This is a genomic window from uncultured Roseobacter sp. (genome assembly GCF_947493125.1).
GTDB lineage: Bacteria > Pseudomonadota > Alphaproteobacteria > Rhodobacterales > Rhodobacteraceae > Roseobacter.
Genome location: NZ_CANLQB010000003.1, coordinates 430644 through 448042 on the forward strand (window position 1 = coordinate 430644; position 17399 = coordinate 448042).

The window sequence follows — 17399 nt, forward strand, 5'->3', positions numbered from 1 at the left end:
TCAGTATTCCCTTCGACGCTTATTTCTTGAGTGTCAGCGCATCATCGACGAGCGCTGCTTGTTGTGCCTTGTGCTGGCTGGCGAGCCCGGTTGCGGGGCTGGCGGACGTCGCGCGCCCGACGTAGCGTGGGCGCGTGTGCTTGGCCTTGATGCGGCCCAGCACCCATTCGATGTTGGGCTCGATGAAGGTCCAGGCGCCCTGGTTCTTGGGCTCTTCCTGACACCAGACCACCTCCGCCTGCTTGAACCGCTCCAGCTCCTTGACCGCGGATTGGGCGGGGAAGGGGTAGAACTGCTCGACCCGCAAGAGGTAGATGTCGTCGATCCCGCGGGCGTCGCGTTCTTCCAGCAGGTCGTAGTAGACCTTGCCGGAGCACATCACCACGCGCTTGATCTTCTTGTCTTCGACAAGCGTAGTCTCGGAGTTGCCCTCCTGCGCATCGTCCCACATCAGCCGGTGGAAGCTCGACCCGGTGGTGAATTCCTTCGCCGTGCTGACCGCGAGCTTGTGGCGCAAGAGCGACTTCGGCGTCATCAGGATGAGCGGCTTGCGGAAGCTGCGGTGGATCTGCCGCCGCAGGATGTGGAAATAGTTCGCGGGCGTCGTGCAGTTCGCCACGATCCAGTTGTCCTGCCCGCACATCTGCAGGAACCGCTCCAGCCTTGCAGAGGAGTGCTCGGGCCCCTGGCCCTCGAACCCATGGGGCAGCAGGCACACAAGACCCGACATGCGCAGCCATTTGCTTTCACCCGACGAGATGAACTGGTCGAACATGATCTGCGCCCCGTTGGCAAAGTCGCCGAACTGCGCCTCCCAGAGCGTCAGCGCATTGGGCTCGGCCATGGAGTAGCCATATTCGAAGCCAAGCACCGCATATTCCGAGAGCATCGAGTCGATGACCTCGTAATGCGCCTGACCGGGCTTGATGTTGTTGAGCGGATAGAAGCGTTCCTCGGTGTCCTGGTTCACCAGCCCCGAGTGCCGCTGCGAAAAGGTGCCGCGGGTCGAATCCTGCCCCGCGAGCCGCACCGGATACCCTTCGGTCAGCAGCGAGCCGAAGGCCAGCGCCTCCGCTGTGGCCCAATCGATACCGGCGCCGTTTTCGAACATCTCCTTCTTCGCCTCGAGCAGGCGTCCGACCGTCTTGTGCAGCGGATAGTCCTCGGGCACCGCGCTCAGCGCCGCGCCCACTTCCGCCAGCAGGCCCTTGGAGATCGCGGTGCGCCCGCGTTGATACTGGGTCTTCTGTTTGTCGAGGTGGGACCACTTGCCATCGAGCCAGTCGGCCTTGTTCGGGCGATACTCCTTGCCCGCCTCGAACTCTTCGCTCAGATAGGCCTGGAAGGCGGCTTTCATGTCCTCGATCTCGCCTTCGGGGATCAGCCCGTCCTTGACCAGCCGCTCGGTATAGAGGCTGAGCGTGGTCTTATGGCTCTTGATCTTCTTGTACATGATCGGGTTGGTGAACATCGGCTCGTCGCCTTCGTTGTGCCCGAAGCGGCGATAGCAGAAGATGTCGATCACCACGTCCTTGCGGAACTTCTGGCGGAATTCCGTGGCGACTTTGGCCGCGTGCACCACGGCTTCCGGGTCATCGCCGTTCACGTGGAAGATCGGGGCCTCCACCACCAGCGCGTTGTCGGTGGGGTAGGGGGAGGAGCGGCTGAAATGCGGCGCGGTGGTAAAGCCGATCTGGTTGTTCACCACCAGATGGATCGTGCCACCGGTCTTGTGACCGCGCAGACCCGAGAGCGCGAAGCATTCCGCCACGACACCCTGGCCTGCAAAGGCCGCATCGCCGTGCAGCAGGATCGGAATGCAGGAGGTGCGGTCGGGGTCGTTGTTCTGGTCCTGCTTGGCGCGCGCCTTGCCGAGCACAACGGGGTTCACCGCTTCGAGGTGGCTGGGGTTGGCGGTCAGGCTCAGGTGCACGGTGTTGCCGTCAAACTCGCGGTCTGAGGACGCGCCGAGGTGGTACTTCACATCGCCGGAACCGTCGACGTCTTCTGGCTTGAAGCTGCCGCCCTGAAACTCGTTGAAAATCGCCTTGTAGGGTTTGGCCATCACATTGGCCAGCACCGATAGACGGCCTCGGTGCGGCATCCCGATCACGATGTCGCGGACGCCCAGAGCACCGCCGCGCTTGATGATCTGCTCCATTGCGGGCACCAGGCTTTCGCCGCCGTCGAGGCCGAAGCGCTTGGTGCCCATGTATTTCACGTGCAGGAATTTTTCGAAACCCTCGGCCTCGACCAGCTTGGCCAGGATCGCCTTGCGCCCTTCGCGGGTGAAGGACACCTCCTTGCCGAAGCCCTCGATGCGCTCCTTCAGCCAGCCCGCCTCTTCGGGGTTGGAGATGTGCATGTATTGCAGCGCGAAGGTGCCGCAATAGGTGCGCTGCACGATGCTGAGGATCTCGCGCATCGAGGCGGTCTCCAGCCCCAGCACGTTGTCGATGAAGATGGGCCGGTCCATATCGGCCTCGGTGAAGCCGTAGGAGCGCGGGTCAAGCTCCGGATGCGGTGTGTTTTCGCGCATCCCCAGCGGGTCGAGATCGGCCACCAGATGCCCCCGGATCCGGTAGGCGCGGATGATCATCAGCGCGCGGATACTGTCGAGCACGGCGCGCTTGATCTGGTCGTCGGTCACCTCGATGCCAGCTGCTGCCGCCTTAGCCTTGATCTTGTCGCCCGCGCCCTTTACCTCGGCCTCCGGCGCCCACTCACCGGTGAGTGCTGCGGTCAGATCATCGCCCGGCTGCGGCGGCCAGTCGGTGCGCGCCCAGGAGGGGCCAGTGGCCTCTTTCTTGACCGAGACCTCATCATCCCCCATCGCCTTGAAGAAGGCCCGCCAGGCGTCATCGACCGCATTGGGGTCACTGGCGTATCGCGCGTACATCTGTTCGAGGTATTCGGCGTTGTGCCCCTGCATGAAGGAGGAGGCATGGAACTGGTCGTTGGGGGTGTGTTCGGTCATGGGATTACCTCATGTGGGTTGGGACCGTATGTGTTGGGGCCGGGATATGATGGAGCCACCCAGAGATATCGCGCTGCGAAGGTGGCCGCACTGCCGATAAAAAAAGTCGCGGCAGGGAACTGTAAGGCCATCTTGTTGTGTTCAAGATGGATCAAATGGAGTAGCGACATCGCCATAAAAAACAGTCCAATGGCGCATAGACCACTCCGGCCATTTTGATTGGCAAACGGATTAGACGAGAAAATACGGAACGGATAGATCGGCGGGACGTGCAAGGGACGAGTGTCGCGGTGCCTTTTAGCTGCCACGTTGGCAACGACAAAAAAGGCTAGGGCCACGCCAAAGAAGCCTGCAATTAGTGAAAGAGCGCCTGAAGCAAGTAACGAAAGCGCGTTGATTATGATCATCATTGCTAGGCTGGCACGATAAGCTGCCCTAAATCTTTCCGCAGGCAATCGCCCGCGTCTTGAAAAGAGATCAACAAGCAATTGCCGTGCGTCTTCCTGAATGGTGGTCATCTTGCGGGACCTCCCGCCCGACGGGCATCGCCGGGCAGCGCCCGACCCTCCCCCCAGGGAGGGCGCTTCTCGCCCACCCTAGGGTCGGGCGCTGCCCTCAGCGCGTCGGTGCATCCTTTGGTTGCGGGCTGAGGCTTCGCTCGCTCAGACCGCGAGCGAGTGAATGGCAGGACTGAATTGCGCGTGCTCGACCCGTCGCCTTTCCGGGGCTCCGCCCGTTCGGACCTCAAACGTGCCAGTGGCACGTTTGCCTCGCTTATGCTCGGATCGGTCCTCACCCCTTCTCAATCGCCTCTTTCACCGCTTCGCCCAGCGTTGCGGGGCTGTCGGCCACCACGATCCCGGCGGCGCGCATGGCTTCGATCTTGTCCTCAGCACCGCCCTTGCCACCCGCGACGATCGCGCCCGCGTGGCCCATGCGGCGGCCCGGAGGGGCTGTGCGGCCTGCGATGAAACCCGCCGTGGGCTTCCAGCGGCCCTTTTTCTTCTCATCTGCCAGGAACTGTGCCGCGTCTTCCTCGGCGCTGCCGCCGATTTCACCAATCATGATAATGCTTTGCGTCTCGTCATCGGCGAGGAACATCTCCAGCACGTCGATGTGCTCGGTGCCCTTGATCGGGTCGCCGCCGATGCCCACCGCGGTCGACTGGCCGTAGCCCAGATCGGTCGTCTGCTTGACCGCCTCGTAGGTCAGCGTGCCTGAGCGCGAGACCACGCCGCAGGAGCCGCGCTTGTGGATGTGGCCGGGCATGATGCCGATCTTGCAGGCGTCGGGCGTGATCACCCCGGGGCAGTTCGGGCCCACCAGCCGCGACGAAGACCCTTCCAGCGCGCGCTGCACCTTCATCATGTCGAGCACAGGGATTCCTTCGGTGATGCAGACGATCAGCTCCATTTCGGCATCGATGGCCTCGAGGATCGAATCCGCGGCGAAGGGCGGCGGCACATAGACCACCGACGCATTGGCTTCTGTCTTGGCCTTGGCTTCATGCACCGAGTTGAAGACCGGCAGATCCAGGTGGGTCTGGCCGCCTTTGCCGGGGGTGACGCCGCCCACCATCTGGGTGCCATAGGCGATGGCCTGCTCGGTGTGGAATGTGCCCTGCGATCCGGTCAGACCCTGACAGATGACTTTGGTGGTTTCGTCGATGAGTACGGCCATGGTGTGTCCTTTTGACTTACAGATTTCTGGCGCCGAGGTCGGCGGGCGTTGGGGTGCGGCGGCTCATTGCTTGGCCTCCGCAGGTTGGGCGAGAAAGGTGATCTGATGCAGTCTGGCGCGCCCGGTGAGGGCGCTCAACAGCGTGGGCAACGGGTAGGCCAGCTCATAATAGGCGCGCTTGAGCTTCTGGCGCACCAGGGCGAGGCCCTTGGGCCGGAAGCGGGTGGCGGTCTGCAGGGCCACGCCCTCGGGCTCGTTGCCCTGCTCAATGAGCGCGGGCTGCACCTGATAGACGCGCATGGCGCGCGCGACGGGCGAGGCATTGAAGTTGAACAGAAGGTTGTCGATGGTGATGTCGAAGGGTCGCTCGGCCAGAAAGCGCAGGGCGGCATCGCGGGTCAGGATGTAGCCTGCCGCGCCCACGTGGCGCGACAACAGCCGCGTGATCCGCCGCCCGCGATAGCCTTCGCCCTCCGCACCCAGAAGCACCTTGAGGCTGCGCGCGCGCCAGCGCTCGAGCTTGACCATATCCGCATCCGCCGGCCACCAGCTGAGATCCTCTAGCCACTGGCCCAGCTCGGGCGCGATGAAGATGTCGTCCTCCATCACCAGGCACAGCTCGGCATCGGAGGCGAGGAACCGCTCCCACACCTGCGCGTGGCTGATCGTGATCGCCATATTGCTGTCGTGAAAGAGGCCCCAGGGCCCGTCAGGCCGGCAGTGGCGCAGCATCTCCTCGCGCGGGTGCTCTTTCATATCAAACGCTGGGTGGAACTCTGCCTCCACACCGGCCTGCGCCAGCTCGGCCTGCATCCGCGCGCGGCGCTCTGACGCGCGGGCGAGGTTGATCATCTCGATATGAAGACGCGGGGCCATGGCTCAGAGCGCCTCCCAGTCTGCGGGCAGCCGGTCGACGGCCATGAAGGTCTGGCCTGCGCGGGTGCCCACATGCACCACGGCGACGCGCCCGCCGAGCAGCTCGCGACCTTCGATGAAGGCGGTGCCGGGCTCCTCCGCATGGGTGGCGGGCAGCTCGGTGGCGCTGCCGAAGACCGGCGGTGTTTCCATCTTCTCGCGCAGCGCGGCAATGGCGGCCTGGGTATGATCGCCGTCGAAGGCTACTTCGCAACGCCGTTCGATGGCCTCGGGCATGCCCGGCGCGGGCGCGAGTGTCGTGTCCCAGAAGATCAGCGTATAGGGCAGCGGGGCGCCGTCCCGCGCCTGCATGTTGGTCCGCACCTCCTCTGCCGTCTGTCCGGCGGTGAAGCAGAGCGTGGTGAAGCTGGCGATGGCACTCTCCGCCACCGGGCTCGCACCGGCAGAACCCGCAAGCGCCAGCGATATGAGCGCCGCCCGGATCATGTCGCCCCTGGCTGAAACAGGATGAGCGCATAGCGATACCAGCCGACGCTCACGGTGCGTTCCGTCGCGATGATGGCAGGCGGGCTGGTGGGAACGGACCAGGCCTGCTCGATATTTTGGCCCAGCGGCGCGGGGTCGATGGCCCGGGCGCCCGGATAGGTCGCGGCGACGTAGTTCTGAAAGCGCGTGGTCTGGCCGGTCCGCGATTCCGCTTGCACCAGGCACATGGTCTCGGAGACAGCAACCGCCGGGCGGCTGTCGTCGATCACATAGGCCCTTGCGCCAGCCGTGCGCCGGGGCAGGGGGACATAGCCCGCCGCGCGCAGGGTGGCGTCGTCCCGCGGGCCGTCCGTGCAGAACCGGTCGAAGGCGCGGACCATCAGCGCCGGGCTCGATTTCGGCACCAGATTGCCGCGCCACATGTTGCGCAGCTCGGCGGTGTCCGGCGAGACGCCTTCTGCGGAGCAGGCCGCCAGCGCCAGACACGCGGATATGAGCCCCACGCCGCGCATCACACCCGATACGTGCTGTAGAAGACCGCGGTGCCGTTCTCCGCACAGCCCTGATCGGTCGCGGAGCCAACGCCGATGGCGAGGCCAATGGGATTGGCGGGGTCTTCATAGGTCACACATGTCGCGCCGGTTCCGGCGATCACGCGGCGGGCGAAGCCGGGGAAGATCTGCGGCACCAGGCCATCGAGAAGAGCGCTGCCTTGGGTCACGCCCATATGCTGCGTCGTGACGATGCAGTGCTGAGGCATCTCGCCGTAGTAGAGCTCCACCTCCACCGTCTCGGCCGGCGCGGTGAAGATATGGGTGGTGTCCGAATTCACGCTGCTCCGCTGGACCGTTTCGGTGAAGCCCGCCTGCCGGAACCAGGCCGCGCGCGTCGCACCTGCAGCGCCGTCGATAAGACAGTATTGCAGCGCCAGCCCGGTGTTGGCCCAGACCGCCTCCTCGAAGCTCTGGGGCAGCGCTGGGGTCGCGACGGCAAGCGCGGCTGACACGGCAACGGGGCGCGCTAGCCCACAAGGGCGGGTCGGCAGATGGCACCTATGCTGAGGCCGCGATAACGTCGAGCGGCCACCAGCCGCGGCTCGGGGGCGGAGCTGCCGACACCCCCCGCTGTCCGGTGGGGCACGTTTCACGGTCCACTGGCTCATGGCTCGCCCTACCGCAGAAGCGATGCCTCGAAGTCCGGCCGTGGTTTTCATGTCGCACATAAGCTGCTTAGAAATCGGTTCAGTTGTAGATCAACTCAGCGATATCTTCCTTCGGGACGGGTGGGGAAATCAAAACGATATGCCGCGTCTGGCCGGCACTACGGCGGACGTCATGTGTCATCACGCTGCCGTTCCTCAGATGGTAGGCGTACTGGAAAAAGGAGCTTGGCAGTTTCTCTCTGGGCTGCCCGCCCGTTCGACGTACCGCCTCGGCCAAGAACTGCGACCCCACGGCGGCCGTGTCCGCTGAGCCCAGGAAAGCAGCCCCGCATGCCTCTTTGAACCGCTCCGACGCGCGCACGGACGTCAGGGGTTTGTCGCCCGGTGCCCTGTAGATGGTGCCAACGCTCTCGCGTGTCGCAAGTCGAAAACCCCGACGCGTGACCGCCGCTTCGTAGCCGTCAAAGTTCGGCAAGGTCCGTAGACAGGTCTCGGAGAACACATCGACGGGCGTGGTGGTTTCGGCGACGGAGAATGTTGCGGCGGCAATCTGCTGCTCGCTTGGCCCGCAGGCGGCGAGGCCGAGGAGCCCCGCCAGGACCAGTGGGAAGGTCACGCGCATGGCTGCTCAGCCCTTGACCGCTTTCACGATTTTCTGCGCGCCGTCCTTGAGGTCGTCGGCGGCGATCACATCCACATCCGAATTGTTGATGATGTCCTTGCCCTGCTGCACGTTGGTGCCTTCGAGCCGGACCACGAGCGGAACCTTGAGGCCGACCTCCTTCACCGCGGCGACCACGCCCTCGGCGATCACGTCACAGCGCATGATGCCGCCGAAGATGTTCACCAGGATGCCCTTCACGTTCGGATCCGAGGTGATGATCTTGAAGGCTTCGGTGACCTTTTCCTTGGTGGCACCGCCGCCTACGTCGAGGAAGTTTGCAGGCTCCGCGCCATAGAGCTTGATGATGTCCATGGTCGCCATCGCAAGGCCCGCGCCGTTCACCATGCAGCCGATCTCGCCATCGAGCGCGATGTAGTTGAGATCGTATTTAGACGCCTCCAGCTCCTTGGCGTCTTCTTCAGTTGTGTCACGCAACTCGGCGATGTCAGGGTGGCGGTAGATCGCGTTGCCGTCGAAGCTGACCTTGGCGTCGAGTACCTTCAGATCCCCGCTGTCGGTGACGATCAGCGGGTTGATCTCGAGCATCTCCATGTCTTTTTCCATGAACGCCTTGTAGAGAAGGCTCATCAGGCCGACGCATTGCTTGATCTGCTTGCCCTCCAGCCCCAGCGCAAAGGCGATGCGGCGGCCATGGAAGGCCTGATATCCGGTCGCGGGATCGACGGAGAAGCTGAGGATCTTGTCAGGTGTGGCGGCGGCCACCTCCTCGATGTCCATGCCACCTTCGGTGGAGCAGACAAAGCTGACACGGGAGGTCTGCCGGTCCACAAGCAGCGCGAGGTACATCTCGGTTTCAATGCCCGAGCCATCTTCGATGTAGATCCGGTTGACCTGCTTGCCGATCGGGCCGGTCTGATGCGTGACGAGCGTGCGGCCCAGCATCTTCTTGGCTTCCTCGGCAGCCTCTTCCACGGATTTGGTCAGACGCACGCCGCCTTTCTCGCCCGCGTCGGCCTCCTTGAAGGACCCCTTGCCGCGACCACCGGCGTGGATCTGCGCCTTGACCACCCACATCGGACCATCGAGCGCGCCCGCAGCCGTCTTGGCCTCCTCGGCGCGCAGCACCACCCGACCATCGGAGACCGGCGCGCCATAGCTGCGCAACAATGCTTTTGCCTGATATTCGTGGATGTTCATGAAAAAGGTCCCGTGTTGATGGATCGGATCATTGTCGCCGATATAAGACGTGAACTTGCCGGGAGGGAACCCGTTTTGGCCGGAAGCGGGGCCTGCGCACAGGAAATCGACATTTTGTGATCACGGCATTTCTGAGTGTGATCACAAAAGCCATCAGCTTCACAATTTTCATATAAAGCAAGGGATTCGCGCGGGGTAGGGGCTTGGATAGCAAACGCCATGCGGTGACACGACCCAATGTATCGTCCTGTCCCTGATAAGGGGTGCCTCAGCGCGGCGGCTTCAGCGCGAGACGGGCCATGCGTGATGATCGCGCCGGCGCGGTTCTGCCTCCACCTCGTGACGCGGCCGTCTAGAGAGCCGGCGGGCTGGCCGCGCCCTATCGCTGGCGGCAGCTCGTGTTCGACAGACATCGCCTCCGACGCCGGACATGGCAAGGCTGACCACGAATCGTCCACCGGCAGGGCTCTCGGCACATACTCATCTCCGCCCGGCGCCTGTCCGGTTGGGAGCGCGTCTCAGTCCGGGCTGAAGGTCATTCCCCGAACGCCTGCGTGCCGGGTGCTGAAAGGCATGCCTGTCTCGCGCCTGACGGGCAACTCTTTGGGCCGCATTGCAGGGTCAGCGCTTGGTTCCGGCACAAAAAAAGGCGGGCACGATGGCCCGCCTCGTCCGTGTCGTGCCGGCGGCTCACGCCAGCGTGTTGTCGATACCCTTGCACGCCTCGACCAGACCTTTCACCGCACTGACCGAGTTGTCGAACATGGCCTGCTCGTCCTTGTCCATGGAAATCTCCACGATCCGCTCGATACCGCCCGCGCCGATCACCGTGGGAACACCGACGTAAAAGCCTTTCAGCCCATAGGCGCCATCCACATAGGCCGCGCAGGGCAGTACGCGCTTCTGATCCTTCAGATAACTTTCCGCCATCTCAATGGCCGAGGTTGCGGGTGCATAGAAGGCCGAGCCGGTTTTCAACAGGCCGACGATCTCGGCGCCGCCATCGCGGGTGCGCTGCACGATCGCGTCGAGTTTCTCCTGCGTGGTCCAACCCATCTTGACGAGATCGGGCAGGGGGATGCCGGCGACGGTGGAATAGCGCACCAGCGGCACCATCGTGTCGCCGTGCCCGCCCAGAACGAAGGCAGTGACGTCCTTCATCGACACGTCGAATTCGGTGGCAAGGAAGTGCCGGAAGCGCGCGGAATCGAGCACGCCCGCCATGCCGCAGACCTTCTCATGCGGCAGGCCGGAGAATTCGCGCAGGGCCCAGACCATCGCGTCGAGCGGGTTGGTGATGCAGATGACAAAGGCGTCGGGCGCGTGGTCGCGGATGCCTTCGCCCACGGATTTCATGACCTTGAGGTTGATGCCCAGCAGGTCGTCGCGGCTCATACCCGGCTTGCGCGGCACACCGGCAGTGACGATGCAGACATCGGCGCCCGCGATATCCTCGTAGGACTGCGTGCCGGACAGAGCCGCGTCGAACTTGCCCGACGGGCCGCTCTCCGCGATGTCGAGCGCCTTGCCCTCGGGCGTGCCCTCGGCGATGTCGAACAGGACAACGTCGCCCAACTCCTTCAGCGCCGCCAGATGAGCGAGCGTGCCGCCGATTTGACCGGCGCCGATCAGCGCGATTTTGGGTCTTGCCATGGAAATATGCTCCGCATTGGGTTGAAGTTGGGCCCCTGCTACCCATTAACGCGAGATTGCGCAAGTTTGCTCGGGCGGTTGTGTTCGGGCGCGCGGTGTCGTGATCTGGGCAGGCCGAATCGCGCGGCAGAGGCCCGCGGACAGGGCGCACCCTGTGCAGCAGCGGGAAAGGCCACGCGATGCTCATGCTTGATTGGATGTTCTTTCTGATCGCTGGTCCCGCGGTGATCTTCGCGGGCATCTCGAAAGGCGGGTTTGGCTCGGGCGCGGCCTTCGCGTCGGCCAGCGTGCTGGCGCTTGTGGTCGAGCCGGGTTTGGCGCTGGGTGTGATGCTGCCGCTGCTGATGCTGATCGACGTGGCGACCCTCGGACCCTATTGGCGCAAATGGGACGGAGAGGGGGCGCTGTTGCTGATCCTGGGCGGGTTGCCCGGCGTGGCTCTGGGGGCGGCACTGTATACCGTTGCCGAGCCGGATGTGTTTCGGGTGCTGATCGGGGTGATTTCCGTGGCCTTCGTGGTGTGGCAGCTTTTCTTCGCGCGCCGGTCGGCGGTGCGGACGAAGCGGCAACTGCCCCGATGGGCCGGGGTGCTGGCCGGTCTCTTCGCCGGGTTCACGAGCTTTGTCAGCCATGCAGGCGGGCCACCCGCCGCGGTCTATTTGCTGTCAAAGCCGCTCACCAAGACGCAGTATCAGGCGACAACCGTTCTGGTGTTCTGGGTGGTGAATATCGCGAAGTTCATCCCCTACGCCTTTCTGGGGATGTTCACGCTGCAGACCGGTCTCGCCAATCTCGCGCTCGCCCCTTTCGCGCTGCTCGGCGCGTGGCTGGGCGTGCGCGCGCACCGGCTGGTCCCCGAGAGACTTTTCTTCGCGCTGACTTACGTATTGCTGAGCCTGACGGGGCTCAAGCTGATCTGGGATGGTCTGACATGACCCGATCCGGCCTCGGGGCCGGGCGGGATATCAGGCGGGCCGCTGGCCCACCTCGTATCGCTCAAGCGTCGTTGCCTTTGGCGGGCAGCGCTTCTGCCAATGTCTCGTAAGACTGGCCTGACGCAACCAGGCAGGTGAGACCATTGGGGGTCGTGACCGTGATGGTCCAGGTGCCGGTTTCATCCGAGGCGAAGACCTCGACCACCGCGTTGTTGGCGCCCAAGCCCATGGACTGGCGGGATTCGCCATACCCTTCGGCAAGCCGGTCAATCACGGCGTCGCGGGGTGCGCAGTTGCGGGCATTTTGCGCCGCTGCATCGGTGGTGGAAGCAATGTAGAGAGCGGCTGCCGCGCTGAGCGCCCCCAAATGCAGGATTTTGGTCGTGCGTTTCATACTCGTGTCTGCCTTCAATTCAAAAGGCGGCACCCGCTGTCATCTGGCCCAACCGGTTTTACCGGTGATGACCGGGCGGCCCCGGTTCAAGTTATGCATCGATCCTATCCCGGAGGGGGTGCGATCAGCGGCCGAGCCGACGCGGTAGTGTCCCGGATATTCGACGCCAACACCATCGGCTGGAGATTTGAAGTAATGGTTAATCCGGCGTCCGGGGATGTAGATAATTCGAAATTTGCTGCATTGCGGCACAATTTCCCTTGCAGTTTGTTTCAGAAAATGCCCCATTCCGCGCAATTTTGTGATCATACCGATGAGCCGGATTGAAATCGATGCCACAGTTCCAGCGCCCGTTGCGCTCCGTTCTCTATATTCCGGGGTCGCGCCCCCGCGCGTTGGAGAAAGCCCGGACATTACCGACAGATGCGGTTATCTTCGATCTCGAGGACGCGGTCGCCCCGGATGAAAAACCCGCTGCACGCCTCACGCTGGGGGACGCCCTGGCGGCGGGGGGCTACGGCGAGCGCCTAAAAATTGTGCGGATCAACGGGCTCGACACGCAATGGGGCGCGGAGGATGCCGAAGCTGCCGCCGAGATGGGCGCGGATGCGGTTCTGCTGCCCAAGGTGGACGGCCCCGGGCAGCTCGATGCGCTGGCCGAGATCACCGGAGAAACCCCGCTTTGGGCCATGATGGAGACACCGCAGGGCATGCTGAACGCCGCCGAGATCGCCGCGCATGCGCTGTGCCAGGGCATGGTCATGGGCACCAATGATCTCGCCAAGGACATGGGCACGCGCTTTCGCGCCGACCGCCTGCCGCTGATGACAGGGCTCGGCCTGTGCCTGCTCGCGGCCAAGGCGCATGGGGTCGCCATTGTCGATGGTGTCTTCAATGCCTTCAAGGATGCCGAGGGCCTCGCCGCCGAATGCGCACAGGGCCGCGACATGGGGTTTGATGGCAAGACGCTGATCCATCCGGCACAGCTGGAGATCGCCAATGAGGCGTTCTCGCCGACCGAGGAAGAGGTCGACCTGGCCCGGCGGCAGATCGCCGCATATGACGAGGCGATTGCGGCGGGGCAGGCGGTTGCCGTGGTCGATGGGCGGATCGTCGAAAACCTGCATGTTGCAACCGCCCGCGAAACACTGGCAAAGATGGATGCGATAGCAGCTCTTACCGCGGAGTAAGCCAATGGCCCTGATCCTCGCCGGACTGATCCTCTGGACCCTCGTTCACTATTTCAAGCGTCTTGCGCCCGAGCGTCGTGCAGCGCTGGGAGACCCGGGCAAGGGGCTCGTGGCCGTGGGGGTCGTCGCCGGGCTGGTGCTGATGATCATCGGCTATCGCGGGGCGGAGTTCATCTACATCTGGCAGCCGCCCAGCTTCATGGTGCATGTGAACAACACGCTGATGCTGCTGGCCTTCTGGGTCTATGGCTCCAGTGCAGCCAAGACGGCGAAGGCCTGGCCCGCCTATAAGATCCGCCACCCGCAGCTGACCGGGTTCAAGATCTGGGCGACTGCGCATCTGCTGGTGAATGGCGATCTGGCCTCGATCCTGCTCTTTGGCGGGCTGCTGGGTTGGGCCGTGGGCGAGGTGATCTTAATCAACAGGGCGGAGCCTGACTGGACCCCGCCCGAGCCCGCAGGTGCCGCTACCTATGTGCGGCTCGCCGTCATCAGCCTGGTGCTCTTTGGCCTCGTTGCGGCCATCCACAATTGGCTGGGTGTCTGGCCCTTCCCCGTCTGACCCTCGGAGACCTTGAATGAAACTCTACCGCTTCCTGTCCGAAGAGGACACCTCGGCCTTCTGCCACAAGGTGACCGCTGCGCTCAATAACGGCTGGGCGCTTCATGGCAGCCCGACGCAGACCTGGGACCACGCGGCGGGTGTGATGCGCTGCGGGCAGACGGTGACGAAGGAGGCCCCCGGCACCTACACGCCCGAGACAAAGCTGGGAGACCACTGATGGCGGTGAAGACCAACGCGGGCCGGTTCTTCGAGGACTATACGGTCGGGCAGATGATCCGCCATGCCGTGCCGCGCACGGTCAAGATGGGGGAGCGCGCGCTTTACCACATGCTCTATCCCGCGCGCCATGCGCTTTATTCTTCGGACCAGTTCGCGCAGAGCTGCGGGCTGCCGTTCTCGCCGCTCGACGATATGGTCGCCTTCCATGTGGTCTTCGGCAAGACAGTTCCCGATGTCTCGCTGAATGCCGTGGCCAACCTCGGCTATGCGCAGGGCCGCTGGATCAATCCGGTCTGGCCGGGCGACACGCTGCGGTCGGTCTCCGAGGTGATCGGTCTCAAACAGAATTCCAACGGCAAGACCGGTGTGGTCTGGGTGCGCACCACCGGGCTGAACCAGCATGACGAGACGGTGCTGGAGTATGTCCGCTGGGTCATGGTGCGCAAACGCGACCCTGAGGCGCCTGCGCCCGAGACGGTGGCGCCTGACCTGCCCAAGGCGGTGGCCGCCGAAGACCTGGTGATCCCGCAGGGCCTCGACTTCACCAATTACGACTTCACACTGGCGGGCGAGCCGCACCGCTTGGGGGACTATGAGGTGGGCGAGCAGATCGACCACGTGGACGGCGTCACGGTCGAAGAGGCCGAACACATGATGGCCACGCGGCTCTGGCAGAACACGGCGAAAGTGCATTTCGACACCTCCGCCCGGCCGGATGGCTCCCGTCTGATCTACGGCGGCCACGTCATCTCCATGGCGCGTAGCTTAAGCTTCAACGGGCTTGCCAATGCGCAGATGGTGGTGGGGCTGAACGGTGGCGCCCACGCCAACCCCTGCCTTGCGGGCGACACGATCCGCGCCTGGTCCGAGGTGCTCGACAAAGCTGAAACCGGGGCGCCGGGTGTTGGCGCGCTGCGGTTGCGGCTGGTGGCGACGAAGGGGGGTGACCCCTTCCGGCTCAAGGACGAAGATGGCAAATACCTGCCTGAGGTCCTGCTCGACCTCGACTATTGGGCGCTGGTGCCCGTCTGAGCGAAAGGTCCGATCATGCGGAACACCCTGCTGAGCCTCCTCCTTACCTGTGCGGCGCTGGCCAGCCCGCTGCAGGCGCAAACCCGCGAGGATGCTTTTGTCGAGGCCAATGTGCTCGCCATCCTTTACCACGAGATGGGCCACGCGCTGATCGACATCCTGCAATTGCCCGTCTTCGGGCAGGAGGAAGACGCCGCCGATGTGCTCAGCGTGCTGCTCATCCACGATCTCTATGACGAAGAGGCCGCGGCAGGCATCATCTATGACGCCGCCTTCGGCTTTCTGGGAGAGGCGGAGGACAACGCGCCCGTCTACTGGGGGGTGCACGGCCCCGACCTGCAGCGCTACTACACGATGATCTGCCTCTTCTACGGCGCCAACCCCGAGGCCCGCGAGGATCTCGCGGTCGAGTTGGAGCTGCCGGAAGAGCGCGCCGAGACCTGCCCCGAGGAGTTCCAGCTCGCCTACGACAGCTGGGGCCCGGTGCTGTATGAGATCACCGCCGAGCAGCCGGGCAACTCCATGACACTCGCCGGGGCCGGGGACGATGTGATCGGCGTTCTGATGGCCGATGAGGTGGCGGCGCTGAACGAGGATTTTGTTCTGCCGGTCCCGCTCACCTTCCGTGTGGAGGCTTGCGGCGAGGCCAACGGGTTCTATGATCTCGACACCCGCGAGATCATCATTTGCAGCGAGTTGGACGCCTATCTGCGCAGTCTGGCAGATTTCTGACGGGCTCCGAGATTCTCCGTATCATATCGGGCCCGATTGCGTAATCTGGCGCAATGAGACGTCTGCTCCTGCCCCTGCTCTGCGGCCTTTTCGGAGGCCCTCCTGTGTTGGCCTGCCAACTGGCGCTGGTGCTGGCGGTGGACGTCTCCGGCTCGGTCGACAGCCGGGAATACGACATCCAGATGCAGGGCCTTGCGGCGGCCCTGCGCGAGGGCGTGATCATTGATGCGTTGATCGAACAGGAGGCCCAGGTCACCCTGATCCAATGGACCGGCTCGTCGCGGCAACGCCAGACCATCCCCTGGACCGCCATCCGCACCGCCGAGGACGTGGTGCGGCTCGCCGATCAGGTGGGCAAGAACCGTCGCGTCTGGCGCAACTACTCCACCGCCATCGGCGAGGCGCTGGTGGCAGCCGAGGATGCCCTGCGCGCGGCGCCCCAGTGTACCCGCAAGGTGATCGACGTCTCGGGTGATGGCATCTCCAACGAAGGCATCCACCCGCGCGAGCGGCATCCCGCTCTGGCGGAGATGGACGTGACCGTGAACGGCCTTGCCATCGAGACCGATGAGGAGGACCTCACCGGCTGGTTCTATGAGAACCTGATCCGCGGCGAGGGCGCTTTTGTCATGACCGCCAATGGGTTCGCGGATTACCCGCACCAGATCAGGCGCAAACTGCAGCGCGAGATCACGCGGCCGCTGAGCCACCACCAGATTTGTGATCACGCCGCTTTCGCGTGTGATCACAAATACCGAAAGATTAAGGTTTTTCCGACAAACCGCGCCAAATAACCGCGCCTCTGACCCCTTCGCGCGCGTGACAAACCCGTAATAAGAGGTAATAAAAGCGCCAGGGAACCAAAAGGAATCTGCCATGGCCGATGTCAATCGGGGCAATCGCCCCTTGTCGCCGCATCTGACGATTTATCGCCCACAGCTCACGTCGATCACCTCGATCCTGACGCGGATCACCGGCAACGCGCTGCTGATCTCGGCCCTGTTGGTGGTCTGGTGGTTCCTCGCAGCTGCGAGTTCGCCTGAATACTTCGCCATCGCCGACGGGGTGCTGACCAGTTGGTTCGGCGATCTTGTCATGACGCTCTCGGTCTGGGGGCTGTGGTATCACACCTTGGCGGGTCTGCGGCATCTGATCTGGGATCAGGGCATCGGCCTCGATCTGGAGACGGCCTACAAGCTGGGCTACGCGGTGATCGGCGGCTCGGTGCTGCTGACACTGTTGACCATCGTGATCGTGTGAGGAGGCCGTCATGAGCTATCTGACAGACCGCAAACGCGCCGTGGGCATGGGCTCGGCGAAATCGGGCACGGCGCATCACTGGTCGATGACCGTCAGCTCCGGCGCGCTGCTGATCCTGATCCCGCTCTTTGTCTTCACCTTCGGCCCGATGCTGGGCGCTTCCTATGAAGACGTCACCGCCTATTTCAACCGCCCGTTCCCTGCGGTTGTCGCAGGCCTCACGATCATCGTGACCTTCAAGCACTTTGCAGGCGGTGTGCAGGCGCTGCTCGAAGACTACGTTCATGGGTTGGCGCAGAAGATCGCGATCATCGCGATGACCTGCCTTTCTTACGCGGCCATGGCCGTTGGCCTTTATGCCGTTGTGCGCCTCGCGCTCTGACCCCAATGACCGTGCAGCCGCGCGCGCTGCATGA

At 63.8% G+C, this 17399-nt stretch carries 21 protein-coding genes; 9 read left to right on the plus strand and 12 right to left on the minus strand.

Annotated features, from left to right (window positions below):
• Positions 1 to 19: 19 nt before the first annotated feature.
• From Q1A71_RS08550 to mdh, 10 genes are all read right to left on the minus strand, one after another.
• Positions 20 to 2977, minus strand: coding sequence for a 2-oxoglutarate dehydrogenase E1 component (locus Q1A71_RS08550; RefSeq protein WP_299674020.1), 2958 nt, complete (start codon positions 2975 to 2977; stop codon positions 20 to 22).
• Positions 2974 to 3495, minus strand: a complete 522-nt coding sequence (locus tag Q1A71_RS08555; RefSeq protein ID WP_299674022.1) for a hypothetical protein — start codon at positions 3493 to 3495, stop codon at positions 2974 to 2976. The genes Q1A71_RS08550 and Q1A71_RS08555 overlap by 4 nt, the downstream gene beginning before the upstream one ends.
• Positions 3496 to 3769: 274 nt before the next feature.
• Positions 3770 to 4657 (minus strand): succinate--CoA ligase subunit alpha, encoded by an 888-nt coding sequence (sucD, locus tag Q1A71_RS08560; protein WP_299674024.1) that lies wholly within the window; start codon positions 4655 to 4657, stop codon positions 3770 to 3772.
• Between the two features lie 63 nt (positions 4658 to 4720).
• Entirely contained in the window at positions 4721 to 5533 is an 813-nt protein-coding gene (locus Q1A71_RS08565; RefSeq protein WP_299674026.1) for a glycosyltransferase family 25 protein, read from the minus strand.
• 3 nt (positions 5534 to 5536) lie between these two features.
• Positions 5537 to 6019: a hypothetical protein gene (locus Q1A71_RS08570; protein WP_299674028.1), complete on the minus strand. Its 483-nt coding sequence runs from the start codon at positions 6017 to 6019 to the stop codon at positions 5537 to 5539.
• Complete coding sequence (locus tag Q1A71_RS08575) at positions 6016 to 6522, minus strand: hypothetical protein (protein WP_299674030.1); 507 nt, start codon at positions 6520 to 6522, stop codon at positions 6016 to 6018. Before Q1A71_RS08575 ends, Q1A71_RS08570 begins: the two co-directional genes overlap by 4 nt.
• Before the next feature lie 8 nt (positions 6523 to 6530).
• The gene (locus Q1A71_RS08580) at positions 6531 to 7025 is read right to left on the minus strand and encodes a hypothetical protein (RefSeq protein WP_299674032.1); all 495 of its coding nucleotides are present in this window, start codon (positions 7023 to 7025) and stop codon (positions 6531 to 6533) included.
• Between the two features lie 235 nt (positions 7026 to 7260).
• A complete protein-coding gene (locus Q1A71_RS08585) occupies positions 7261 to 7803 on the minus strand; it encodes a hypothetical protein (protein WP_299674034.1) in 543 nt (180 codons plus the stop codon).
• Positions 7804 to 7809: 6 nt separating this feature from the next.
• Entirely contained in the window at positions 7810 to 9003 is a 1194-nt protein-coding gene (gene sucC / locus Q1A71_RS08590; protein ID WP_299674036.1) for an ADP-forming succinate--CoA ligase subunit beta, read from the minus strand.
• Positions 9004 to 9693: 690 nt separating this feature from the next.
• Positions 9694 to 10656: a malate dehydrogenase gene (gene mdh, locus Q1A71_RS08595; RefSeq protein WP_299674038.1), complete on the minus strand. Its 963-nt coding sequence runs from the start codon at positions 10654 to 10656 to the stop codon at positions 9694 to 9696.
• Positions 10657 to 10835: 179 nt separating this feature from the next.
• Between mdh and Q1A71_RS08600 the strand changes: the two genes are divergently transcribed.
• The gene (locus Q1A71_RS08600; RefSeq protein ID WP_299674040.1) at positions 10836 to 11591 is read left to right on the plus strand and encodes a sulfite exporter TauE/SafE family protein; all 756 of its coding nucleotides are present in this window, start codon (positions 10836 to 10838) and stop codon (positions 11589 to 11591) included.
• A gap of 61 nt (positions 11592 to 11652) precedes the next feature.
• Here the strand turns inward: Q1A71_RS08600 and Q1A71_RS08605 are convergent, their stop codons facing one another.
• Positions 11653 to 11985, minus strand: coding sequence for a hypothetical protein (locus Q1A71_RS08605; RefSeq protein WP_299674042.1), 333 nt, complete (start codon positions 11983 to 11985; stop codon positions 11653 to 11655).
• 39 nt (positions 11986 to 12024) lie between these two features.
• Positions 12025 to 12294 (minus strand): hypothetical protein, encoded by a 270-nt coding sequence (locus tag Q1A71_RS08610; RefSeq protein ID WP_299674044.1) that lies wholly within the window; start codon positions 12292 to 12294, stop codon positions 12025 to 12027.
• A gap of 23 nt (positions 12295 to 12317) precedes the next feature.
• Between Q1A71_RS08610 and Q1A71_RS08615 the strand changes: the two genes are divergently transcribed.
• The 8 genes from Q1A71_RS08615 to sdhD all read left to right on the plus strand — a co-directional run bounded on the left by Q1A71_RS08615 (position 12318) and on the right by sdhD (position 17365).
• Positions 12318 to 13175: a CoA ester lyase gene (locus Q1A71_RS08615; protein ID WP_299674335.1), complete on the plus strand. Its 858-nt coding sequence runs from the start codon at positions 12318 to 12320 to the stop codon at positions 13173 to 13175.
• Between the two features lie 4 nt (positions 13176 to 13179).
• A complete protein-coding gene (locus Q1A71_RS08620; RefSeq protein ID WP_299674046.1) occupies positions 13180 to 13737 on the plus strand; it encodes an NnrU family protein in 558 nt (185 codons plus the stop codon).
• 16 nt (positions 13738 to 13753) lie between these two features.
• On the plus strand, positions 13754 to 13957 hold the full coding sequence (locus Q1A71_RS08625; protein WP_299674048.1) for a DUF1737 domain-containing protein: 204 nt from the start codon (positions 13754 to 13756) through the stop codon (positions 13955 to 13957).
• On the plus strand, positions 13957 to 14991 hold the full coding sequence (locus tag Q1A71_RS08630) for a MaoC family dehydratase (RefSeq protein WP_299674050.1): 1035 nt from the start codon (positions 13957 to 13959) through the stop codon (positions 14989 to 14991). Before Q1A71_RS08625 ends, Q1A71_RS08630 begins: the two co-directional genes overlap by 1 nt.
• 15 nt (positions 14992 to 15006) lie before the next feature.
• The gene (locus Q1A71_RS08635; protein WP_299674052.1) at positions 15007 to 15723 is read left to right on the plus strand and encodes a DUF4344 domain-containing metallopeptidase; all 717 of its coding nucleotides are present in this window, start codon (positions 15007 to 15009) and stop codon (positions 15721 to 15723) included.
• Positions 15724 to 15776: 53 nt separating this feature from the next.
• The gene (locus tag Q1A71_RS08640; protein ID WP_299674054.1) at positions 15777 to 16517 is read left to right on the plus strand and encodes a DUF1194 domain-containing protein; all 741 of its coding nucleotides are present in this window, start codon (positions 15777 to 15779) and stop codon (positions 16515 to 16517) included.
• An 82-nt stretch (positions 16518 to 16599) separates the two neighbouring features.
• Positions 16600 to 16983, plus strand: a complete 384-nt coding sequence (sdhC, locus tag Q1A71_RS08645) for a succinate dehydrogenase, cytochrome b556 subunit (RefSeq protein ID WP_299674056.1) — start codon at positions 16600 to 16602, stop codon at positions 16981 to 16983.
• Positions 16984 to 16993: 10 nt separating this feature from the next.
• Positions 16994 to 17365: a succinate dehydrogenase, hydrophobic membrane anchor protein gene (gene sdhD / locus Q1A71_RS08650; protein ID WP_299674058.1), complete on the plus strand. Its 372-nt coding sequence runs from the start codon at positions 16994 to 16996 to the stop codon at positions 17363 to 17365.
• Positions 17366 to 17399: the final 34 nt, after the last annotated feature.